The organism is Xylanibacter sp. (assembly GCF_057607445.1).
The window spans coordinates 50,370-73,120 of sequence record NZ_DBLZAX010000007.1 but is presented as its reverse complement, the minus strand read 5'-3'; the positions used below and the strand labels follow the sequence as shown (position 1 = coordinate 73,120).

General features: G+C 51.0%; 16 protein-coding genes and 1 tRNA gene. 12 read left to right on the top strand and 5 right to left on the bottom strand.

Translation table 11 applies throughout. The features are described from left to right. Window positions 1-61: 61 nt before the first annotated feature. The 4 genes from ACZMIG_RS07105 to eno all read right to left on the bottom strand — a co-directional run bounded on the left by ACZMIG_RS07105 (window position 62) and on the right by eno (window position 8,010). Window positions 62-616, bottom strand: a complete 555-nt coding sequence (locus ACZMIG_RS07105; RefSeq protein ID WP_053398728.1) for an NUDIX hydrolase — start codon at window positions 614-616, stop codon at window positions 62-64. Window positions 617-679: 63 nt separating this feature from the next. Next, window positions 680-2,326: an RluA family pseudouridine synthase gene (locus ACZMIG_RS07100; RefSeq protein ID WP_487889366.1), complete on the bottom strand. Its 1,647-nt coding sequence runs from the start codon at window positions 2,324-2,326 to the stop codon at window positions 680-682. Between the two features lie 522 nt (window positions 2,327-2,848). Beyond that, window positions 2,849-6,337 carry a rhamnogalacturonan endolyase family protein gene (locus ACZMIG_RS07095; RefSeq protein WP_487889365.1) on the bottom strand — a complete coding sequence of 1,163 codons (3,489 nt, stop codon included), beginning with the start codon at window positions 6,335-6,337 and terminating at the stop codon, window positions 2,849-2,851. Between the two features lie 365 nt (window positions 6,338-6,702). Next, on the bottom strand, window positions 6,703-8,010 hold the full coding sequence (gene eno / locus ACZMIG_RS07090; RefSeq protein WP_053398730.1) for a phosphopyruvate hydratase: 1,308 nt from the start codon (window positions 8,008-8,010) through the stop codon (window positions 6,703-6,705). Between the two features lie 658 nt (window positions 8,011-8,668). Here eno and ACZMIG_RS07085 point away from each other — a divergent pair. Continuing rightward, window positions 8,669-10,381, top strand: coding sequence for a hypothetical protein (locus ACZMIG_RS07085; RefSeq protein WP_487889364.1), 1,713 nt, complete (start codon window positions 8,669-8,671; stop codon window positions 10,379-10,381). A gap of 84 nt (window positions 10,382-10,465) precedes the next feature. Here the strand turns inward: ACZMIG_RS07085 and ACZMIG_RS07080 are convergent, their stop codons facing one another. Continuing rightward, a complete protein-coding gene (locus ACZMIG_RS07080; RefSeq protein WP_053398732.1) occupies window positions 10,466-10,834 on the bottom strand; it encodes a winged helix-turn-helix transcriptional regulator in 369 nt (122 codons plus the stop codon). 303 nt (window positions 10,835-11,137) lie between these two features. Here ACZMIG_RS07080 and ACZMIG_RS07075 point away from each other — a divergent pair, with 303 nt between their 5' ends. The 11 genes from ACZMIG_RS07075 to ACZMIG_RS07025 all read left to right on the top strand — a co-directional run bounded on the left by ACZMIG_RS07075 (window position 11,138) and on the right by ACZMIG_RS07025 (window position 22,724). Next, complete coding sequence (locus tag ACZMIG_RS07075; RefSeq protein ID WP_482682820.1) at window positions 11,138-11,593, top strand: cupin domain-containing protein; 456 nt, start codon at window positions 11,138-11,140, stop codon at window positions 11,591-11,593. Window positions 11,594-11,853: 260 nt separating this feature from the next. Beyond that, window positions 11,854-14,817 (top strand): rhamnogalacturonan lyase family protein, encoded by a 2,964-nt coding sequence (locus ACZMIG_RS07070; RefSeq protein ID WP_482682818.1) that lies wholly within the window; start codon window positions 11,854-11,856, stop codon window positions 14,815-14,817. A 313-nt stretch (window positions 14,818-15,130) separates the two neighbouring features. Then, complete coding sequence (gene metK, locus ACZMIG_RS07065; RefSeq protein WP_487889363.1) at window positions 15,131-16,390, top strand: methionine adenosyltransferase; 1,260 nt, start codon at window positions 15,131-15,133, stop codon at window positions 16,388-16,390. Window positions 16,391-16,507: 117 nt separating this feature from the next. Further along, on the top strand, window positions 16,508-17,536 hold the full coding sequence (locus tag ACZMIG_RS07060; RefSeq protein ID WP_487889362.1) for a DUF4271 domain-containing protein: 1,029 nt from the start codon (window positions 16,508-16,510) through the stop codon (window positions 17,534-17,536). Between the two features lie 11 nt (window positions 17,537-17,547). Continuing rightward, window positions 17,548-18,294, top strand: coding sequence for a uroporphyrinogen-III synthase (locus tag ACZMIG_RS07055; RefSeq protein ID WP_053398739.1), 747 nt, complete (start codon window positions 17,548-17,550; stop codon window positions 18,292-18,294). Window positions 18,295-18,312: 18 nt separating this feature from the next. Beyond that, entirely contained in the window at window positions 18,313-18,723 is a 411-nt protein-coding gene (gene rnpA, locus ACZMIG_RS07050; protein WP_125105258.1) for a ribonuclease P protein component, read from the top strand. Next, the gene (gene yidD, locus ACZMIG_RS07045) at window positions 18,720-18,962 is read left to right on the top strand and encodes a membrane protein insertion efficiency factor YidD (RefSeq protein ID WP_082335251.1); all 243 of its coding nucleotides are present in this window, start codon (window positions 18,720-18,722) and stop codon (window positions 18,960-18,962) included. The genes rnpA and yidD overlap by 4 nt, the downstream gene beginning before the upstream one ends. Before the next feature lie 146 nt (window positions 18,963-19,108). Then, window positions 19,109-20,407, top strand: coding sequence for a tyrosine--tRNA ligase (tyrS, locus tag ACZMIG_RS07040; RefSeq protein ID WP_021853510.1), 1,299 nt, complete (start codon window positions 19,109-19,111; stop codon window positions 20,405-20,407). Window positions 20,408-20,555: 148 nt separating this feature from the next. After that, window positions 20,556-20,626, top strand: a tRNA-Gln gene (locus tag ACZMIG_RS07035). Window positions 20,627-20,885: 259 nt separating this feature from the next. Continuing rightward, window positions 20,886-21,731, top strand: a complete 846-nt coding sequence (kduI, locus tag ACZMIG_RS07030; protein WP_021853509.1) for a 5-dehydro-4-deoxy-D-glucuronate isomerase — start codon at window positions 20,886-20,888, stop codon at window positions 21,729-21,731. Window positions 21,732-21,920: 189 nt separating this feature from the next. Next, the gene (locus ACZMIG_RS07025) at window positions 21,921-22,724 is read left to right on the top strand and encodes a gluconate 5-dehydrogenase (protein ID WP_021853508.1); all 804 of its coding nucleotides are present in this window, start codon (window positions 21,921-21,923) and stop codon (window positions 22,722-22,724) included. The last annotated feature ends 27 nt before the right edge of the window (window positions 22,725-22,751 follow it).

Sequence of the window (22,751 nt, the reverse complement as noted above, 5' to 3'; positions counted from 1 at the left end):
GTCTTTTCTAAAAGGCGCACTTCTGACGCATGTCGAAATGTTAACGTCTGTCGGTTCAATGTTAACGGATGTTTAGCTGATAGAAGTATTTCCACAGCGGCGCAGCCATCAGACTCTGTTTTATTTCGTCGTTCACGAGCAGCTGCATCACCTCGTCCTTGGTCATAACATGCACCTCAATGTCCTCCGTGCGGTCGAGATGCTGACTGCCAACCTTCTCAACGCCCGTAGCCACAAAGCAGTGGGTTATGTTGTTGGTGGTGCTTGTGTTGCCCGATACGGCCATCAGTTCGTGCCATTCTCCTCCGGCATAGCCCGTCTCTTCTAGCAGTTCGCGGCGCGCGGCGGCCTCAGGGTCTTCGCCCTTCTCGCACACGCCGGCAACAATCTCGAAGCAAGTCTGGTCTATTCCGTGGCGATATTGTCTTATCATCACCATGTTGCCGTCGGTTGTCAGCGCTATCACGTTGATCCATGTGGGGTATTCCAGCACGTAGTATTCATCGTTAACGACGCCGTTGGGCAGTTCCACGGTGTCGCGGCGAGCCGTCAGCCACGGCCTTTGTATAAGATATTCGCTTTTCAGCGTCTTCCATTTCATTTTGTCTTCCATAATGTATCTCCTTTATGTCTTTATTTTCCCTGTGTTCGGATTTATTACGCCTGTATGCCGTCTTTATCAGTCCTGCGGCATTATTGACCGTCTGAAACCGGCAGTGCGTTCAAATGTCATTTCTTTGCCAGTGGCAGGATGGTGGAAGGTTATTGCCTCGGCATGCAGATACAGGCGGTCGGCAGGGTGGCCGTAGAGGCTGTCGCCTGCTATCGGTGTGCCAAGTCCGAGCCTGTGTGCGCAGTGAACGCGCAGCTGGTGGGTGCGTCCGGTGTGCGGAAACAGCTCTATCAGCGTGCGTCCTGCTGCCTGTCCGATAATCTTATAGTCGGTTACGGCAGCCTTTCCGTTGTCGGTGTCCACCTTCTGATACGGGCGGTTAAGCGGGTCGGCGATGAGTGGCAGACTTATCCTGCCGCTTGTTGGCGCCTTGGGTGTGCCGTCGAGCAGTGCCACATAGCGCTTGCTGATGCTTCTTTGGCAGAACTGCTCCTGCAGGTTCTTGTATGCCTCGGGCGTCTTGGCAAGTATTATCAGTCCCGATGTGTCCATGTCGAGGCGGTGAACGGGCACAGGCTCGTAGCCTTCGGCATAGTTTTGGGCTATCAGCGATGCTGCCGACTGGCGGTCAGACTTGCCTCTGACAGACAGCATTCCGGCAGGTTTGCATGCCACGATGAGCCATTCATCTTCATAAACAATCTCGGGCTGCCGCTGTTCGGGCGCCTGTCGCGGGTCGGGATCAACGTCGAGGCCCTGCAGCATATGCGTTAATATGGGCAGACATTTGCCTCGGCAGGCAGGATAATAGTGCAGATGGTGGCGTATTTCGCTCTTTGGCGAGTCGCCCCACCAAAACTCCGCCATGCACACCGGGTGCAGGTGGTTTAGATAGGCATGCTGAAGCAGCTTTGGAGCGCAGCAGTCGCCGGCTCCTGCGGGCGGCACGTGCTGAGGCGTGTCGGCAAATATTGAGCATAGTCCGCGCCGCTCTCCGCGTGCATTGAGCATGTTGTATTGTTCAAAGAGCCAGTGTTGCAGACTGTCTGACATTGCCTTACGCTTAGCTTTCAGTTGCCTTATCTCGTCCTGAAACGGCTTTAGCCGTGCCTCACATTCGGCCATTTGCTCTTTGTTCCGCTTCTTCATGCGGTGCAGTTCAGCCTTCATAAAGCGGCTTTCGTTCAGCATCCGTTCCTCCTCTTCGGGCGTTATGGGCGCGCCGCTCTGCCTTTTTGCGTCGCGTGCCGCCTTTGCCTCCTTTATCTTCAGCCGGTATTGTTCCTCCTTAGCGGCTGTTTCGGTCTTGCAACTCTCAAGTTCATGCAGGGCGTTAAGATAGCTTTCGCCCTTCTCAATGCCGTCAATCGTGCGGTTTATGGCCGAAATACGTGCCTCGTTGGTCTTGAAATATCCGTCAACCGGCGTGGCATCGAACACCGGCGGCACAAAATAAGGATGGTCGTTGCTGCCGTCGAGCAGTCCTGAGAATGCCGCCGTGAAGCCCAGTCGGCCTTCTTCGTCCTCAGCGACAAGCACCCCGAACATCTTGCCGTGCTGCAGTTCGTCACGCCATTTGTCCACTCCTGCTATATATCTCTGCACCTCTCCGGCGGCAAGCAGGCACAGCGGATGAGGCTCGTAGCAGAAAGGGAAGGTGAACTTCTGCGGCTTCGGTATATCGGTGTGTATGGGATGAAACTCTGTAAGCATGATGCAAAGATACGTAAAGACCGCAGCTGAGCCAAATGTAAGCCGCAGTTTTTTGACCGCTCCGTGTCTCCACGGGCAGTGTATGCATGCAGACCGCCCGGCGGTATGGCAGGCATCGGCTCTCCGTCTGACAGTGATTTATTGGCGGTTTGGGCATGCTGGCCTGAATGAATGTGCGGCTCGGGACTGTTGGAGAGGTCGTTCAGCGCTGCGTTCGGTTGAGGGCTGTAATCCCAAATCTGGGATCAGACCGCACATAGCTTTATCAATTTTGTGCTTTTATGCTTTCAGTCTGTCTTTTTGTTTTTATCGGTGTCTTTTAGTTAGCTTCTTCTTGACATAGTCCGCTATGCCTGCGAGAAATATAACCGAAATCCGTTCAATATAAAGCAAAAAAACAGACCGAATACTAATAACTTGTTTGGGATAAACGGAACGAGGCATCCCGACCATTCGGGATGCCTCGTTGTAGGTTGATGTTGCGTCAGACCTGTGTCGGTCCGGGCACATTATGTCGTCTTGTTATTTAACGACAAACTTCTTTCCGTTCATGATATACACGCCTTTCTTCAGCTTCGATGTGTCGCCGTTGCGGGCTGCTATTTGTCCGTCTACGGTGTAGATGTCGCCTTTCTTCAGGCTGTCGCTGCCGTCGTCGGTGAGAGATGTTATTCCCGTAGTCTCTCCGTATTCAACAGAGTTCGACTCTGCCGACTCGTCTTCTCCTGTAGTTGCCGTTACAGTATATATGCCGTTGGCTGCATTCTCTACGACAAACGATGTGGCTGTCAGGCCTGTCTGTATCGGCATGCCGTCTCTGTATACCGTATATGTAACTCCGTCTGCCTCAGGAGCGCTTGCCTTCTCGGTGTCAAGCTTCTGGTCGGCAGCCTTTATTGTGGCTGATATTGCCCAGTTGTAGTTAAACTTATAGTCCTTGTTCATCGACTTCCAGTAGCCCGGAGTGCCTGAAGCCGAGATGAGGTCGCTGTAATAGTCAGCCACGGTTGGGCCGTCGTCGCATACGAGAGGCTTAACTCCCGACATGTAAGACAGGTGATAGCCCACGCCGATGTCCTTGCCTTCAATGACCTTTACAGGCTTGTTCAGACGCACGGTGTTGGCTCCTACATTGAGCGTAGATACGTTGATGTCCTGCATGTAGACAACGTTGTCGCCATACATAACCACAGCTGCCGCGGTCTGCAGGTCGGTAGAGTTCAGTCTGAAGTTAATGTGTGATATCTCCTGGCCCACCTTGTCGGCCATCTCTGCTGCCGGGAATTTTATCACCATGTAGCCTTCAACGACATTGCTGCCGGTCATGCCGAATGCCATATAATTTCCGCTGCCGTTTTCGTAGGTAAGTACGGGCGCCTCGCTAACGGGCTTCCATGTCAGGTTAAGGTTCTTTCCGTCTACTGCTCCGCGCAGGTCGTAAGGTGCCTGGGTGCGCTGTGCAATGGTGTTTCTGAATGTCATGAGGTCGCTTGCAGGCGATTCCCATCCGTTTTCGTATACAGACGTTACGTAGTAGTAGATAATGCCGTATTCGGTCAGTGTCTCGGCATAGCTCGTCTCTGTTGTTTCGAGCAGCATGTCGCCGTTTCTGTATATGCGGTAGCTCTTCACCTTGGGCTTGTCTGCATTTGCGGCAGCGGCCTTGGCAGGTTCTTTTGCCGTACGGATGCCAAACTCCATGCCCTCAGCATCAGCCGTAGCTTTCGTCTTTATGATTACTCTCTCCATGTCATTGCCGTTGAGCTTGACGCTGCTAAGCCTTGCTGCCTTGACCTTCGACGGGCTTTGTGCTGCATTGTCGTCGATTATCAGCGCGCCGATAACTACGTTCATGCCCTTATAGTCAGAGGCTATCGTGCTGAGGTTGAGCCATGAGCCTGCGCCTCCCGCAAGGTTGACTACGGCTCCGCCTTCAGCCTCCGGACCTGCATCGAGCAGTATCGGTGTGGTGTTGGCTGGCAACGTGGCCTCATAAGCGAGGTAGATGTCCTTTCCTTCGGGAACCTTTACGTCTATTTCTCCCTCGAAGTCAAGGGTGTAGAGATAGCCGGGAGTTATGTCGTTCTTGGTTAGCTGCTTCTCATAGAGTACTTCTCCGCCCTCTGCAATAATCTTTAGCTTGAATTCGTCGAGGTTGTCGCCGAGGCCGAATGTGAGCGAATGGAACTTGAATCCGGCATATTCAGCCAGTTCTTCTTTCGTAAACCTTGCTCCGTAAAGCAGCGGCATTTCCTCTGCAAAGCCTGCAATGTAGGTTGCTCTGCTGTAGTGTTTCAGCTCATAGGCATTTGAACTCCATGCTATGTTAATGTTCTTTCCGTCCTGACTGTTGTTCACGATGGTCGGAGCCTTGTATTCTTCTGGCAGCGTGTATGTGAGATATGCGGTCTCTGCGTCTGATTTCTTGCCGCCTTCTCCTTTGGTTACAACGGCATATTGGTATGTTCCGAGGTCAGAAACGACGTCGGTGTATGACGGGCCTGCCACGTTTTCGGCAACTAACTCGCCGTCGCGGTAAATGTCATATCCCGTGATGTTCTGTGGCTCTGATGCCTGACTGCTGAGCGCTTCTACGTCTGCTGACAGCATGAAGTTGCCCGGTATCTTGCCTTCAGACAATGTCTTCCAGTATGGACTCGACTCGGCAAAGCCCTTAGAAGACGGACTTGAGGTTGAGAAGCTGTTGCCCTTCACCTCTATTGCCTCTGTGTTGTCTACGCCAACGGGGTGGCCTTTGGCTGTGTGAGTGTAGTAAAGACCGAATGCATAGCCGTGGCCTATCTCCATCTTGTAAGGCTTTTGCAGCGCGAACTTGTTCCATTCGTTGGTCTTTATGGCTGTAACCATGTCGGCGCTGACCTCTTCGAAATAGTCGATGACGCCGTCTTTCATTATGAAGGCGGTTACTGAATTTATCGTGCCGTCGTTGAAGACGTATGCATTTATGGCTGTAATCTGATGGTCGGGGAATGCCGCCATGTCTGTAGCCGAGAACTCATGCTTGATCCATACCTTAGGCGATGTGCTTGAGGTTCCGCCTATTCCGTTGGATACTTCTTTGCCGCTCCATGTCATTTCGGCACCGCGCTTTAGCGGACTGCCCCATGTTATCGTGCCCGACAGGTTGTCTGCCTTGCCTGATATGCACGGAACCGGAGGCATGCAGCCGTATACTGACAAGGTGCTGGCCAAAGTCTTGGCAGACATCTTCTCGTCGGCGTCATACACGGCAGACACCTGATATTCATGTTGTCCGTCGGTTTCGCCATTAAGGGTGTAGCTTGTGGCATCGGCAATAAGCTCGCCGTTGACTTTCTCGCCGTCGCGGTAAACGTTGTATCCCTTAGGTTCACCGGTAGAATTGTTTGCGAGAACGGCAGTTATGAGGAAGTCGCCCGGGCCGTCGCTGTGCCATGTCTCTCCGTCGTATGAGTATAGATTGCCCTTGCCGTATGTAGGAGCGCGGTCGCAGATGGCAACCATGTCGAGGTTTCTTCCGTATGAATATTTGATTGATATCAGCACTTCCTTGCCCTCGGGGATGGTGTATGGCGTGTCAAACTTTACGTTCCTCCATGAGTTTTTCTCAAATCCTGCGAGGTCGGCGGCCTGCTCATACACCGGCGTACCGTCTTCGAAGATAACTACTGAGGCTTTGTACGCTTCGCGATATTCCCAGTAACGTACATCAGTAATTGTCTGTCCGGCATAGGCTGCAAGTTCAGATGCGCTGAACTTACTTGCGGCATAAAACTCGATTGACCCTTCAGGATCTTTCAGTACGCCGTCCATGCCATTGTAGTCCTCGTCATCGTGCCACTGCAGAATGATGTTGTCTGTTGGCTTCTTCCAACTTAGCGTTACGTCAGAGAAGGTAACATCGGCCTTAAGACTGTGAGGCTGACCGTTTTGCGCATGGATTTTCTCCGTCCCTGAAAACCCAAAAGCAATTGAAAAAAGTACAATTGCGCGTAAAATGTTCTTTTTCATAGGGCTGTGATGATTTTAAATAAAGCAGCAGGTTAATAAGCTTCCGACTTGTAATAAATAGGTTAATTATCTTGTCTCGGATCTACATTCAGCAGCGCCACTATCCCGTTGAATGCAGGAAATGTTCTTCTTTGGCAAATATATGAATTTATTTTATACTGCAATGCAATAAATTAATATATTTTCATTACTTTTTGATAAATCGAAGATTTTATCGGAAAAATACGTGAATTATTGAGAAATATGGGCTAAAAAGTTATAATTCGTAGATAAATATGCCTCGTCCGGTTTTGTGTGCCATATAAAAAGAAAGGAGATGCATGTGGCTCATGCATCCCCTTTACAGCTGATATGCTTATGGAAAATTATTTCAGCTTTGTGTAGCCATATTTAGCTGTTTCGCCAAGCTCTTCCTCGATGCGGATGAGCTGGTTGTACTTAGCCATACGGTCTGTGCGGCTCATAGAACCAGTCTTGATCTGACCAGAGTTAGTAGCAACAGCGATGTCAGCGATAGTAGTATCCTCTGTCTCGCCTGAACGGTGAGAAGTAACTGTTGTGTAGCCGTGACGGTGAGCCATCTCGATAGCGTCGAGAGTCTCAGTCAGAGAACCGATCTGGTTAACCTTGATCAGGATTGAGTTAGCAGCACCCATCTTGATACCCTTCTCGAGGAACTTAACGTTAGTTACGAACAGGTCATCACCAACGAGCTGGCAGCGGTCGCCGATGGCAGCTGTAAGTTTAACCCAGTTCTCCCAGTCGTTCTCGTCGAGACCGTCCTCGATAGAGTCGATAGGATATTTTGTGATAAGTTCTTCAAGATACTTGATCTGCTCCTCGGCAGTAAGCTTCTTTCCGTTAGGATCCTTCTTCTTGCCGTCCTTCAGCTGACGATAGTCGTAGAACCACTCGCCGTTCTCGCATACTGCGAACTCGCTGGCAGCGCAGTCCATAGCGATCTTAACGTCCTTGCCCGGCTCGTAGCCTGCGTCCTTGATAGCCTGGCAGATGCTGTCGAGAGCGTCCTCGATACCGTTCAGTGCGGGAGCGAAACCACCCTCGTCACCTACTGCTGTAGAGAGACCGCGCTTCTTGAGCAGCTTAGCAAGTGCGTGGAACACCTCAGCACCCATGCGGATAGACTCTTTGATAGAAGGAGCGCCAACCGGACGGATCATGAACTCCTGGAATGCGATAGGAGCGTCAGAGTGAGCACCACCGTTGATGATGTTCATCATAGGAACCGGCATTGTGTAAGAGTTGCAGCCGCCGATGTAGCGGTAGAGCGGCAGGTTGAGAGCCTTGGCAGCAGCCTGTGCTGTAGCCAGAGACACACCGAGAATTGCGTTTGCGCCGAGCTTGCTCTTTGTAGGAGTTCCGTCGAGAGCCAGCATCTTATAGTCGATGGCACGCTGATTGAATACGCAGTCGCCCTTCAATGCAGGTGCTATTATTGTGTTAACGTTTTCAACAGCCTTCAGTACGCCTTTGCCCAGGTAGCGGTTCTTGTCGCCGTCGCGAAGCTCGAGTGCTTCGTTCTCACCTGTAGATGCTCCAGACGGAACAGCTGCACGGCCCATTACGCCGTTTTCGAGGGTTACTTCAACTTCTACTGTAGGATTGCCTCTTGAGTCGAGGATTTCTCTTGCATGAACTTTTTCAATCTTCATATTACCTTATTTTTAAAAGAGTTGTATTTTTGTTCTCGGTTTTATGCCTGCAAAGTTACTGCCAAATTAGTAATATAAGGTATAATTTGCGAATCTATTTTGAAAGATTTAATCTTTTTTAATACATAAAAATGTGTATAATGTTTTTACCGTCTAAATTGTCATATCGAGGTGTCGTTTGTACCCTTATACGTGTCATGCCAGCTGTCAGTTTTGCCGTCAGCGTGCCTCGTCCGGCCGTTGGCGCGCCCGTTTTCAGCCTCCGGCATGCCGTGTCTTGCCTGCCTTCGTAACGTGCTGATAATTAATGCGTTGCAAAAGGCCATGTTTTAGCCTCCAAAAGACCACCTTTTAGCGTGCAATTTGTGCCCTTTTGGAATGTAAAAGACGGCATATTAGAAAGCGGTGCCGTTCAGTATGCAGAAAGCCGGGCCTTGTCGTGAGGTGTAATAACTGAAATATGTGTGTTCATCGCAGCTGTCAGTCAGCAAGTAGGAGGCCTTCAGACAAAATGGATTATGCTTGTCGGATAGACTCATGGTGGGGCGTGATTTTGATAAAAAGTAAACAGGCACGAAATAAAAGTCATGATATGTCCGTTATATTCATAGCATGCAGAAATATATTTGCTGTCGGTTAAATTTAAAAAATATAGCTTATGTCATCATCATCCTTGTTAAAAATACTGCTTGCGTCGTTGTTTTCGGCTGTTTCATTGTGCGGACATTCGCAGAATGTTGTTACGCTTGTGCATGACGATGTCTACGATTGCGGCGCCGTAACGATTGCCCCGTCGGACGATGCCAAGCGCTTGCGCCTGTCTGCCCGGCGGTCGGGATGCGTGGTGATGGCAGCAAACGGCTGTGAGAAAATGCCCGAAAATCTTAAAATCGCATTGAAGATGGCGTCAGACATCTGGAGCGGATATATGGCATCGGGAGATACGCTGAAGTTGCAGGTGAGCTATGACGACATGCAGGGGGCCGATATCAGGACCGAAGTGAATTATTCGGCGCTGCCTTCGTCGGCAGATAAGGTGATGTATCCGCTTGCGCTGTGCCGTAAACTGGCAGGCAAAGGGCTTGTCAATGTGCCCGAAACTGACGCGGTGATACATATTAACAGCAATACGCAATGGTGTGTAGGGGCTGGCCGTGACGCTGTTGCGGGCTCAAAGAATCTTGCCTATGCCATGCTTAGGGCCATGGCTTCTGCCTTGGGATTCGGCTCGGGCGTAAGATATGACAATGAAGGAAACATTGTGTTTGGATGCGGAGGCATGACTGCCTTTGACAGACTGATATTTGCTGAAGACGGCACGCGCATGGAAGATTTGCCGGTCTCAGACCATACGTCACTTGAAAACTTTGTTTGTCCGGCAGCTGGCTATCTTTATGTGTTGAATGCAGAAGAGGGTTATAAGCTGTATGCGCCGAAGAATTTTGACGTTAACAGGTCGCTGAGATTTCTCACAAGCGCTGAAAGTTTGATGTACTATAAAGGCGAAGGCAAGATAGACATGCCCGTTGATGACGTGACGCTAAGTCTGCTCGGCGCAACGGGTTGGAGCATTGCGGACGATGCCAAGGTGAAAATAGCCGGCAGAGACATTGACGACACGGGAATAGCTTCGGCCTATAAGTCGCACACCTTTTATATAATTGCAGGCGACAATGCCGTGTCAGACCGCCGTTGGGAGTGCCGTCTGCCGTTGAAGTCGGGAGGATATGAAACCATAGCCACATCGGCCGACGAAGAGTTCACCGTGCCTGCTGTTGCTGAAGGCGATGAAGACAGATACGGACGCACGATAGACGGCGACATACGCGCTCTGGTTACGTTAGAAGGAAAGTCAGGAGGAGAGGATGTAAAGTCGGAATATGTAATGACTCTTGAGATGAAGCCGCGCATACTTAGTGCCGGCCTGGTGAGCGTTGAGCCTGACAAGGACAATGGCTCATATTATGATGTAACCGTAGAAGCGCGCTACGAAGGCAGCAATGACATATCTGCCATGCTGAGCGAGGAGTCGGGATCCTTTATTTTTCCATGCACGTCATACACCCCTTATTATGCCACAATGACCTTTACCGACATCGACCTTATGGACGGCGCTTCTGTGGAGGTGTATGCAGAAAATGCTCATGGCCGTGACACGGCTGTGATAGAGATACCGCCTAAGGGCTCTGCCGGTATCACTGATGTTGAAAGCCATCGCATAACGGACATCAGCGTCTATTCAGCGGCTGGTGCATTGTTAGGAAAAACAGACGGCATGGACGGCCTGAAGAGTTTCGGCAAGGGCATTTTGATATTGAAGATAAAGTATGACGGCGGCGAAGTTAAGACAGTGAAATACGTCAACAGATAGCATCTTTGTCGTCAGACTGCTGTCTGTCGGCAGACAGTGGCATATTCATCCATGCGCAACGTTTACTGAAACTTAATGGTTCTGCTATTTCAGCAGATACTGTTTGCGGCTCTCCATTATGTCGTCCATATTGCTTAAAGCCCAGTCTATAAGGCCTTCTATGAGCGGAATGAGCGTCAGCGCCCTTTCTGTGAGCTTGTATTCAACGCGCGGCGGCACCTCGGCATACACCTTTCTCGACACAAGGTCGTCGGCCTCGAGCGCCTTCAGCACCTCCGACAGCATCTTCTGCGATATGTCCGGAATGTTGCGGCGCAGTTCGTTGAACCTCATCACGCCGTGCCCGTTGAGCGTTATCAGCACAAGCATCGACCATTTGTCGCCTACGCGCGACAATATGTTGCGTATGGGGCAGGTGGGGTATAATGTGTCTTTTAGTTCGTTCTTAATCATAAAAACATTGATTACGGTTTACAAAAGTAACCAATGTTCTTAAATAAACCGCATATGCGGGGCTCTATTTTGAATAAAAATGTCTTTCTTCCGGCGTGCATCCCCAGATGTGATGTGCCCATGCGTCTTGGCGAAAGCCATTATGCGTGTGTGCTGTTGTTAAAGTGTGTAAAAGTGATAGGCGTAAATGGCTTGGTTTCAGCATTAGTAACCTCCGCGTAACCGGCTTTAGATTTTGTAACCTCTTGATACATACGCAGATATAAACTAACTTTGCATCGTGAACAATAAAAGCATAATAAGATGAAAAAGTTAGAGATTATAGGTAGCGGCGACAATTTCACCGCAGTTACAACAGGCAGTTTCAACGAGTTGCGTGAGCACGAAATCGACTTCGGCGGCGGTGTGGTTCTCAAAGGAAAGGTATTTGCAGGCACGGCCCTTGGCGCAACAGGCTCTGAAATTTCGTTACAGACCTTTGCTCCGGGCGAGGGCAGCACCTTCCTTCATGCACACAAGACACACGAGGAACTGTATATCATCGTGAGCGGCAAGGGCGAGTTTCAGGTAGACGGCAAGACCTTCACTGTGGCTCAGGGTAGCGTAGTGCGTGTTGCTCCAGCAGGAATGCGTGCGCTGCGCAACACGGGCGCGGACGACATGGTTGTTATATGCATCCAGTATAAAGCCAATTCTTTCGGTGCCGACGACACTCCCTTTGCCGACGGCGTGATGGCCGAGGGCGGCGTAGAGTGGTGATTTGTTGTGGCAGGCAGATGCCGCTTATGCCTCGTTTAGTGAGAGTTAGTATATAGAGAAGTCTTGTACTAAGTCCTTGTCAGTAACAGGCAATGAAATTTGCGGGCAGTTGCCGGCTTGTCGCCGGAGGCTGTCCGCATTTCGCGCTTATGCATACTAAAATCAGTATTGCCTGCCGATAAATTTCGTTATTTGAGCGATAATGATTACCTTTGCGTACGTAACTTTTCTTGCTAAAATAAATCAATAACTTAAATCTTATGAGAAAATTGTTTTTTTCATGCTTGATGCTTGCCGCATCTCTGTGCCATTCTGTGGCTCAGCAGGCCGAGACGCTCGGACGCGGACTCGTGGCCGTAAAGACAAAGGCAGGCGTCTATCTGTCGTGGCGATGCCTGACGTCTGACAAAAGCAGTCAGGGCTACGACGTGTATCGTGACGGAGTGAAGGTTAACGCAGAGCCGATAACCGGCAGCACCAACTATGTTGACGCTTCGGGAACGGCCGATGCCAAGTATGTCGTTAAGGCAATTGACGGCGGACAGGTGGTTGAGACCACGCCTGAGGCAGCCGTATGGCCTGAAGTGTATAAGAAGGTGCACCTTGACAGACCTGCAGGCGGCACCACTCCCGACGGCGTGGCCTACACATACAGCCCCAACGACTGCTCTGTGGGCGACGTTGACGGCGACGGAGAGTATGAGATAATAGTTAAATGGGACCCGAGCAACTCGAAGGACAACTCGGAGAAAGGTGCCTACACGGGCAATGTGTATATCGACGGATACAAGATTGATGGCACGAAGCTGTGGCGCATAGACCTCGGACGCAACATACGCGCCGGCGCTCACTATACGCAGTTTATGGTCTACGACCTCGACGGCGACGGAAAGGCCGAGGTGGCATGCAAGACAGCCCCCGGAACCATAGACGGACAGGGCAAGGCCGTGCTGATGGGCGACGACAAGGTTACCGACGACTATCGCGTAAGCAGCGGCTCGAACATGGGCATAATAGTGTCGGGTCCTGAGTATCTCACGGTGTTCAACGGACAGACCGGCGCCGAGATAACCACCGTTAGCTATGTGCCGCTGCGCTCAGTGCGCTCTAACTCACAGTGGGGCGACTCTTACGGCAACCGCTCTGAGCGCTATCTGGCGTGTGTGGCTTATCTCGACGGACAGAAGCCTAGCCTGGTGATGTGCCGCGGCTATTATACGGCATCGTATCTCTGTGCATGGGACTTCGACGGAAAGAACCTTACGCAGCGCTGGCTGCATAAGTCGGAAACTGCCGGCGAAGGCATCTACGGTGAAGGTGCTCATGCCCTTACGGTTGGCGATGTTGACGGCGACGGCTGCGACGAGATTGTGTATGGAGCAGCTTGTGTTGACCACGACGGCTCTGTGCTCTACCGTACCGGTGCCGGACATGGCGACGCCCTGCATCTTGGCGACTTCGACCCCGACCATGACGGACTTGAGATATGGATGGTGCATGAGGAGAAATCGGCGGCATTCCCCTGGGACGCAGAGTTCCGCGACGCCAAGACGGGCGAGATTCTTTGGGGACAGAAGCAGAGCGGCAACGACATAGGCCGCGGCGTAGTGGCCGACGTGAGTGAGAAGTGGCGCGGATGCGAGGCTTGGGCAATAGCCGACTACACGTCAGGCTCGAAGGCTACGGCAACATACGACTGCAAGGGTAACAAGGTGGCAGACAAGCGTCCGTCGTGCAACTTCCGCATATACTGGGACGGTGACCTCTATGAAGAGCTGCTCGACGGCACAGATATCGTTAAGCGCAACGCCACACTGACGAGCGATGCCGCAAAATGGAGCCTCGGACAATACAGCAACGCGCAGTCGTGCAACACGTCGAAGAAGACTCCTTGTCTTTCGGCCGACATCCTTGGCGACTGGCGCGAGGAGGTGATACTGTGGGACGGAAGCACAAACTCTGACCTGCTTATATTCACCACGACGGAAGAAACTAAATACAAGGTGCCCTGCCTCATGCAGGACCACATATATAGAATGGCCATAGCATGGCAGAATGTGGCATACAACCAGCCGCCTCACCTTGGCTATTATCTGCCCGACAGATTCTCTACCGATGCATCGCTGCGTGCGGTTAGCGGACAGCTCAACCAGACCGTGGAGCAGGGCGAGGCCATCGAGGCCATTGTTTATGAGTGGAAGAACGCCTCGGGCGTGTCTGCAGAGGGACTGCCCGACGGCGTAACCATGTCGGTGGACAACTCTTCAAGGCAGTTTACAATAAGCGGAACGCCTTCGGCCACAGGTACATATAAATATAAGGTGTCTACTACTGGCGGCGAGACCACTGCAACTATAGAAGGAACGATAACCGTGCGCGACAAGATTGTGCTGACGCCGCTGGCATGCTATCCGTTCGATGAGATCAGTGCGGGCTCTACTCCAAACACCGTAGAAGGCATGGCAGAGGCCGTTGGCGCGCCGGCATCGGTGCAGGGCATCAAGGGCAACGCCGCACAGCTCGACGGAGCGTCTTACTTCACACAGATGGCATACAGCCAGATACAGCTCGGCACAGAAGACTTCACCGTTGAATTCTGGATTAAGTCTGCCGACGATGCCGCTTACATATTCCATAAAGGCAGCATAACGGCCAACGCTGCAGCCGGAGCAACAGGCAAGTGGGTTGGTCTGGAGTATAAGAACGGACTGCTGAAGTTTGCCGTTGACGACAATGTAACCAAGAGCGAGGCTTCAGCCGCAGGTACAGCTTACTTCAACGGCGAGTGGACTCACATCGTTTGCGTGCGCGACAGCTATACAAAGACGCTGAAACTGTATGCCAACGGAGTGCTGATAGCCGAGGCTGCCGATGCCACAGGCGACATATCAGACAACGACGAGCCGCTCACCGTGGGCAATGTCAACGTGAGCCTTAACAACTTCCTTGAGGGCACAATCGACGAGTTCACTATATATAAAGGTGCAATGAGTTCCAACAAGGTTAAGGAGCGCTACAATGAATACATCTCTTCGGGCATTGAGACAGTGCCTTCCGTTCATCCAGCAGACAAGCTGACACTTGTTTCGGCTACGAGCGGCATGGTGGTTGCACGCGGAGTCGGCGCCCCGGAGAACATCACCTCAGGCGTTGCACCGGGTTATTATATCCTGATAATTGACCACGGAACATCGTCAGAAGTGAGAAAGTTTGTCAAGAAGTAAATCATCCTTACAGTCTGTACCCCCGGTTCCGGCTTTTCCGCCGGCTCGTTTCCGGGGCACAGACCGTGTATAATGTCAATAGGCGCCTGTCTGCCGGCTGTTTCTTTTTCCTTTTTTTGAAACGCCGGCGGCAGGCGTCTCTCTTTCGGCTACATGTCGGTAGACGGCATAGCCGCTGTTTATGAAAATATGTCATAACCATACTGATGCAGTGGCTTTTACACTGAAAATCAGTTAAAAAGGCTGTTTTTATTTTGCGTTTAGAACTAATTGCCTTAACTTTGCACACTCTTTTATAATTAAGGTAAATAAAATGGCATATTTCTTCACTTCAGAATCAGTATCAGAAGGGCATCCAGACAAGGTTGCCGATCAGATTTCAGACGCAATACTCGACCAGTTCCTGGCTTACGACGACAAGGCCCGCGTGGCTGTTGAGACGCTCGTGACCACAGGACAGGTTGTCATTGCCGGCGAGGTGCGCAGCGATGTGTATATCGACCTGCAGACCATTGCCCGCAAGACGATAAAGAGAATAGGATATACAAAGTCGGAATATCAGTTCGACTGGAATTCTTGTGGTGTGCTCAACGCCATACACGAGCAGAGCGAGGACATCAAGCGCGGCGTTGACCGTCAGGACGAAAGCGAGCAGGGTGCCGGCGACCAAGGCATGATGTTCGGATATGCCTGCAACGAAACAGAAAACTACATGCCGCTGTCGCTCGACCTGGCGCACATGATAATGCGCACGTTGGCCGACATACGCAAGGAAGGCAAGCAGATGACATACCTGCGCCCTGACTCAAAGAGCCAGGTTACGGTTGAATACGACGACAACGGCGAGGCCCGCCGCATAGACACCATCGTGGTTTCTACACAGCACGACGAGTTTGACTCTGACGATGATGCCATGCTGGCACGTATAAAGGAAGACGTGAAGAATATCCTCATGCCGCGTGTCAAGGAGCAGATTCACAGCGAGAAGGTGCTTGCGCTGTTTGACGACGGCATCAAGTATCTTGTCAACCCGACAGGAAAGTTTGTTATCGGAGGTCCTCACGGCGACACAGGTCTTACAGGCCGTAAGATTATCGTTGACACATACGGAGGCAAGGGCGCTCACGGCGGAGGCGCGTTCTCGGGCAAAGACTCGAGCAAGGTTGACCGTTCGGCTGCCTATGCCGCACGCTATATAGCCAAGAATATGGTTGCTGCCGGCGTTGCCGACGAGATGCTCGTGCAGATAAGCTACGCCATAGGTCAGGCAGAGCCTGTCAGCATATATGTAAACACTTACGGCAGAAGCCACGTAAGCCAGTCGGACGGCGAGATAGCCGAGGTTATCAAGAAGATGTTCGACCTGAGGCCGAGAGCCATCGAGCGCGACCTCAAGCTGCGTCAGCCTATCTACAGCGAGACAGCCGCTTACGGACACATGGGCCGCAAGTATGAAAAGGTGATGAAAACCTTTGAGAGCCACTACCACGAGACAAAGACCATCGAGGTGGAACTCTTCACATGGGAGAAGCTCGACAAGGTAGACGAGATAAAGAAAGCATTCGGACTGTAAAGTCCATATGCATGGAAGATGTGTCAGAACACACAGGCGTTGCGCCTATGCGCATGCCGTGTCTTGACACATCCTCTTGTTATATATAAACTAACAAAGTAGGGCAGAAAACAAAAGATGACAGAGCTTCAGGCTGATTCGACGAACGTACATGAAGAAGTAGTGCCGGCCGAGCCGCTGAAGGCGGAGACACCGGCCAAAGTGAAACACCCGTATGAGGTGTTGCAGCAGTTGCCTGCTGACGCCACTCCGGCCCAGCAAGACTCTGCCATACAGTCGGTGTTCCATGTTGAGAACACTCATCTGAGCACGCGTCCCGACACGCTCCATCTGCCCGGACACGACAAGGGCAAGAGCGCGAAGGACATCAGCCTGCCGCAATACTACAAGCAGAACTTCTTCTCAAACGACTCGATGTATCATCCCGAGCTCGACGGCGGACGCTACGGCGTGGCCGGCGACCCTGTGCCCTACACCATAAGAGGCGACAACACCATCACTGCCTTGCTTCTGGGATGCTTTGTGCTGGCTCTTATAGCATTTTCCAAGTCGCGCAGGTTCCTTTTCAGGCAGACCAAGAATTTCTTTTATGAGCCCAGGACGCTGACCACCGAATTTTCGGAGACTACCAACGAGCTGCGTTTCCAGTCGTTCCTCGTGCTGCAGACGTGCTTGCTGTTTGCGATAGTGTCGTTCCTCTATACACAGGACTGCGTTGCCGACACGTTCATCCTCTCGTCGCAATATCAGCTCGTGGCCATCTTTTTTGGCGTCTTCGTTGGCTATTATGCCCTCAAGATGCTGATCTACTGGTTTGTCAACAGCGTGTTCTTCGGCAAGAAAAAAAGCACAAGATGGCTCAAGTCGTTTTTGTTCATCACGTCGTTTGAAGGCGTGGCTCTTTTCCCTCTCGTGATGCTTCAGTCTTATTTCGACTTGTCTATACAAAACGCAGTTTTTTACGTCGCTTTTGTTATAGTTCTAGTGAAATTACTGCTGCTTTACAAGAGTTATGTAGTGTTTTTCGGGCATAAAACCTTTTTTTTGCAAATAATTTTGTACTTTTGTGCCCTTGAAATTATGCCCTTGCTATCATTGTGGGGTGTTCTGGTAATGATTGTAGACTATTTAAAAATAAATGTTTAGGGTATTTACTGATGGTAAGAAAGATATTGATCTCACAGCCCAGACCAAGTAGCGAGAAGTCACCGTATTTTGATATGGAAAAAGAATACGGAGTAGAGTTGGTGTTCCGTCCTTTCATAAAGGTTGAAGGACTTTCTTCAAAAGACTTCCGCCAGCAGAAGATAAGTATTCTCAACTATACGGCTGTTGTGTTCACGTCGCGTCATGCGATCGACAACTATTTCAAGCTTGCCAAGGAAATGAGGCTTGAAATACCTGAGACGATGAAGTATTTCTGTGTAACTGAGACTATAGCTCTGTATATCCAGAAATATGTGCAGTATCGCAAGCGCAAGGTGTTCTTCGGAAAGACCGGAAAGATAGACGACCTGCTGCCCACGATGATAAAGCACAAGACAGAGAAGTATCTCATCCCCATGAGCGACGTTCACGACGACAGCGTGAAGACTCTGCTCGACTCGAAGAAGCTCAACCACACTGAGTGTGTGATGTACCGTACCGTAAGCAACGACTTCACAGAGGAAGAGATAAAGACATTCGACTACGACATGTGCATCTTCTTCAGTCCGTCGGGAATCAATGCCTTCAAGGGCACCTTCCAGGACAGCAAGAACAATAATGTTATAGTCGGCACATTCGGCCCTGCCACAGCTAAGGCTGCCCACGACGCAGGACTGAAGGTGGAATTCGAGGCACCTACAAAGGAGCATCCTTCAATGACAAGCGCCTTGAAAGACTTTTTGGAGAAGAATAAATAAAGATACAAATAAAATATTATGTCGGCATCCGGTGTTCTGACATTCAGGAAAGAAGAGCGGATATGCAGAAAGACAGAGATAGACAAGCTCTTCAATCGCGGAGGCAGCCGCTCGATGGCTGCGTTCCCTGTGAGGCTTGTGTATCTCAAAACCGATGCCGAGGCAGGCGTGCCTGACGTCAGAGTGCTGGTGAGCGTGTCGAAGAAATGCTTCAAGCGTGCCGTGAAGCGCAACAGGGTGAAGCGGCAGCTGCGCGAGGCTTTCAGGCTTAACAAAAGCATTCTGTACGAGCAGCTTGAACAGCAGGAAGGCACGGCTCTGCTTATTGCTCTGATTTGGATAGACGACAAGCTGTGGCCAACCTCCGAGGTTGAAAAGAAGGTGGTAAACCTTATGCACCGGCTGTCGGAGAAAATAGAGAGGCAATGAGAAGCATTCTTAACCATATTTCCAGAATATTGGTGTGGCTGCTGTCATTGCCTATCGTGTTTTATCAGCGTTGCATTTCTCCCTTCACTCCGCCTTCGTGCAGGTTTACGCCCACGTGCTCTGAATATGCACGCCAGGCCTTGAAGAAGCACGGACCGATAAAGGGGCTGGCGCTTGCCATATGGCGCATACTGAGATGCAACCCTTGGGGCGGAAGCGGCTACGACCCCGTGCCATAGTCTTAAGGCTGCCGCTGTCGGGAGATTATTACGCAGGGGCATCCTGCGGCCGTGCCGTGCGGCATCAGGCTTTGAGCCGCAGCTCATCTGAAAGAAGCCTGTGCGGCTTTTATATGTTTAACGAACAAAAAATAAAGAAAAATACGATGAATAAGAACTTTGTAGAAGAATTGAAATGGCGTGGCATGCTGAGCCAGATAATGCCGGGTACGGAAGAACTGTTGCAGAAAGAGCAGGTTACTGCTTATCTGGGCACTGACCCGACAGCCGACTCGCTGCACATAGGCCACCTCTGCGGCGTGATGATGCTGCGTCACCTGCAGCGCTGCGGACACAAACCGCTGGCACTCGTGGGCGGTGCAACAGGTATGATAGGCGACCCTTCAGGCAAGAGCCTTGAGCGCAATCTGCTCGACGAGGAGACCCTGCGTCACAACCAGGAGTGCATAAAGAAGCAGCTCGCCAAGTTCCTTGACTTTGAGAGCGACGCTCCCAACAGGGCAGAACTTGTAAACAACTACGACTGGATGAAGGACATGGGCTTCCTGCAGTTCGCGCGTGAGGTGGGCAAGCACATCACCGTAAACTACATGATGGCAAAGGAGAGCGTTCAGCAGCGCCTTAACGGCGAGGCACGCGACGGCCTGTCATTTACCGAGTTCACCTATCAGCTGCTCCAGGGCTACGACTTTCTGTATCTCTATCAGCACAAGGGCTGCAAGCTGCAGATGGGCGGCAACGACCAGTGGGGCAACATGACCACCGGAACCGAGCTTATACGCCGCACGCTCGGCAGCGAGGCTGAGGCTTACGCGCTGACATGTCCGCTGATAACCAAGGCCGACGGCAAGAAGTTCGGCAAGACAGAGAGCGGAAACATCTGGCTCGACCCGAAGCGCACATCGCCTTACAAGTTCTATCAGTTCTGGCTCAACGTTAGCGATGACGACGCAGAGCGCTATATCAAGATATTTACCAGCCTTGACAAGGAGACCATCGACGCCCTCGTAGAGGAGCACCGTCAGGATCCGGGACGCCGCACGCTGCAGCGCCGCCTGGCTGAAGAAGTAACCGTTATGGTTCACTCTCGCGAGGACTACGACGCAGCCGTTGAGGCTTCTAACATACTGTTCGGCAAGTCGACAAAAGACAGCCTGCTGAAACTCGACGAGCAGACATTCCTCGACATCTTTGAGGGTGTGCCCCAGTTTGAGGTTTCAAAGGACAAGATAGGCCTGCCGGCTGTAGAGCTGTTCACCACAGAGGCTGCCGTGTTTGCCAGCAAGGGCGAGATGCGCAAGCTCGTTCAGGGCGGAGGCGTGTCGCTCAACAAGGAGAAACTCGCCGCTTTCGACCGTGAGATTACTTCTGACGACCTCATCGACGGCAAGTATCTGCTCGTTCAGCGTGGCAAGAAGAACTATTTCCTCATAACTGTGAAATAATTTGTCGGCAGTGCGTTCTTGAAATGTCAAAAGGCTGTCTGACAGGGCTTTTGCGTAATAAAAATGCAAAACTTGCGGTCTTTTACATTCAAAAAATAAGAAAAAATTTGGTAGTGGCGTAAAAAACCACTACCTTTGCACCCGTGATTGTCCAATGGTGTAATGGTAGCACAACAGGTTTTGGTTCTGTTTGTAGTGGTTCGAATCCGCTTTGGACAACATTTTTAAATATTATTCATATAATAATCGCACCTTTCATAACGTAGGGGTGCGATTTTTTTGTTATCTTTGCAAGCAATTAAAGGGCAGCCCCCGTATGCTTCATTCACACCGGCTTTTTTGTCGGACTCAGAATAGTGCCTGCCGGGGCGGGCCGGATTATGTGGTGAAAGCTTCAGGCCGGCGTGCGGCGCAGCTTTCACATTGTATAGAATGCAGTCTTCATCAAAAAACAATTAGTTTAAAAACAAATACATTTATGAAAACAAATTACGAAATCCGCTATGCAGCGCATCCGGAGGATGCAAAAAACTATGACACCAAGAGAATCCGTCGCGACTTCCTTATCGAGAAAGTGTTTGCGGCTGACGAGGTAAATATGGTTTACTCAATGTACGACCGCATGGTTGTAGGCGGTGCAATGCCCGTTAACGAGGAGCTGAAGCTCGAGGCCATCGACCCGCTGAAGGCCGACTACTTTACAACACGCCGTGAGATAGGTATCTTCAACGTAGGCGAGGGCGAAGGCGTCGTTAAGGTTGGCGACGAGACATTCACTCTTGGATTCAAGGAGGCACTGTATATTGGCCGCGGCGACCGCGACGTGTTCTTCAGCAGCAAGGACGCACAGAAGCCGGCTAAGTTCTACTTTAACAGTACAACAGCCCACAAGGAGTATCCTTGCAAGAAGGTTACAAAGGCCGATGCCGTTGTTGCCCACATGGGTTCGCTCGAGATGAGCAACGAGCGCGACATCAACAAGATGCTCGTTTCTCAGGTTCTGCCCACATGCCAGCTGCAGATGGGTATGACAGAGCTTGCTACAGGCAGCGTATGGAACACTATGCCGGCTCACGTTCACAGCCGCCGCATGGAGGCTTACTTCTACTTTGAGGTGCCCGAGGATCAGGCCGTATGCCACTTCATGGGCGAGATAGACGAGACACGCCACATCTGGATGAAGGGCGACCAGGCTGTTCTGTCTCCCGAATGGAGCATCCACAGCGCCGCTGCCACTCACAACTATACCTTTATCTGGGGTATGGGCGGCGAGAACCTCGACTACGGCGATCAGGACTTCTCAAAGATTACGGATTTGAAGTAAATATATTTCAGTAGTTAAAGAAGTTAGAGTAGTTAAAGGAGTTAAAGCCAAATGCACTTATAGGCCGTTTAGTTTGAACACAGACAGAATGGCAATAAGCAACAAGACATTTGACTTTAACTCCTAAGCTCACGACAGTGAGCGGTAACTGCTTTAACTACTATAACTCCCTAAAAAGAATAAACACCCATGGATACATTTTCAAAGAGATTTTCACTTGAAGGAAAAGTGGCACTGGTTACAGGAGCCGCTTACGGAATAGGCTTTGCCATTGCTGAGGCTTATGCGCAGGCCGGCGCAAAGATTGCGTTCAACTGCCGCTCACAGCACCACATGGACCAGGCTCTGGCCGACTATAAGGCTAAGGGCATCGACGCCAAAGGATATATCTGCGACGTTACAAAAGAAGACGAGGTTAAGCAGATGGTGGCCGATATAGAGAAAGAACTCGGCACAATAGACATCCTCGTAAACAACGCCGGTATCATCAAGCGCATACCTATGACAGAAATGTCGGTTGAAGACTTCCGTCAGGTTGTCGACATCGACCTCAATGCGCCTTTCATCGTATCTAAGGCCGTTATTCCTGGCATGATAAAGAAAGGCCACGGCAAGATTATCAACGTATGCTCAATGATGAGCGAGCTTGGTCGTGAGACAGTGTCTGCCTATGCTGCAGCCAAGGGCGGACTGAAGATGCTCACACGCAACATCTGCTCAGAGTTTGGCGAACACAACATACAGTGCAACGGTATCGGTCCGGGCTACATCGCCACACCGCAGACTGCACCGCTGCGCGAGCGTCAGGCCGACGGCAGCCGTCATCCGTTCGACAGCTTCATCGTGTCTAAGACTCCTGCTGCACGCTGGGGCACACCTGAAGACCTTATGGGTCCGGCAGTGTTCCTTGCATCAGACGCCTCTGACTTCGTAAACGGTCATATCCTTTACGTTGACGGCGGTATACTTGCTTACATCGGCAAGCAGCCTTGATAAATAATTATTGTCTTATGCGGCGTA

Coding starts and splice junctions, on each gene's coding strand:
- tyrS (WP_021853510.1), top strand. CDS start 19,109: ATGAATAAGAACTTTGTAGAAGAATTGAAATGGCGTGGCATGCTGAGC.
- ACZMIG_RS07075 (WP_482682820.1), top strand. CDS start 11,138: ATGAAAAAGTTAGAGATTATAGGTAGCGGCGACAATTTCACCGCAGTT.
- ACZMIG_RS07085 (WP_487889364.1), top strand. CDS start 8,669: ATGTCATCATCATCCTTGTTAAAAATACTGCTTGCGTCGTTGTTTTCG.
- ACZMIG_RS07080 (WP_053398732.1), bottom strand. CDS start 10,834: ATGATTAAGAACGAACTAAAAGACACATTATACCCCACCTGCCCCATA.
- rnpA (WP_125105258.1), top strand. CDS start 18,313: ATGTCGGCATCCGGTGTTCTGACATTCAGGAAAGAAGAGCGGATATGC.
- kduI (WP_021853509.1), top strand. CDS start 20,886: ATGAAAACAAATTACGAAATCCGCTATGCAGCGCATCCGGAGGATGCA.
- ACZMIG_RS07070 (WP_482682818.1), top strand. CDS start 11,854: ATGAGAAAATTGTTTTTTTCATGCTTGATGCTTGCCGCATCTCTGTGC.
- ACZMIG_RS07060 (WP_487889362.1), top strand. CDS start 16,508: ATGACAGAGCTTCAGGCTGATTCGACGAACGTACATGAAGAAGTAGTG.
- ACZMIG_RS07095 (WP_487889365.1), bottom strand. CDS start 6,337: ATGAAAAAGAACATTTTACGCGCAATTGTACTTTTTTCAATTGCTTTT.
- metK (WP_487889363.1), top strand. CDS start 15,131: ATGGCATATTTCTTCACTTCAGAATCAGTATCAGAAGGGCATCCAGAC.
- ACZMIG_RS07025 (WP_021853508.1), top strand. CDS start 21,921: ATGGATACATTTTCAAAGAGATTTTCACTTGAAGGAAAAGTGGCACTG.
- ACZMIG_RS07055 (WP_053398739.1), top strand. CDS start 17,548: ATGGTAAGAAAGATATTGATCTCACAGCCCAGACCAAGTAGCGAGAAG.
- yidD (WP_082335251.1), top strand. CDS start 18,720: ATGAGAAGCATTCTTAACCATATTTCCAGAATATTGGTGTGGCTGCTG.
- ACZMIG_RS07100 (WP_487889366.1), bottom strand. CDS start 2,326: ATGCTTACAGAGTTTCATCCCATACACACCGATATACCGAAGCCGCAG.
- eno (WP_053398730.1), bottom strand. CDS start 8,010: ATGAAGATTGAAAAAGTTCATGCAAGAGAAATCCTCGACTCAAGAGGC.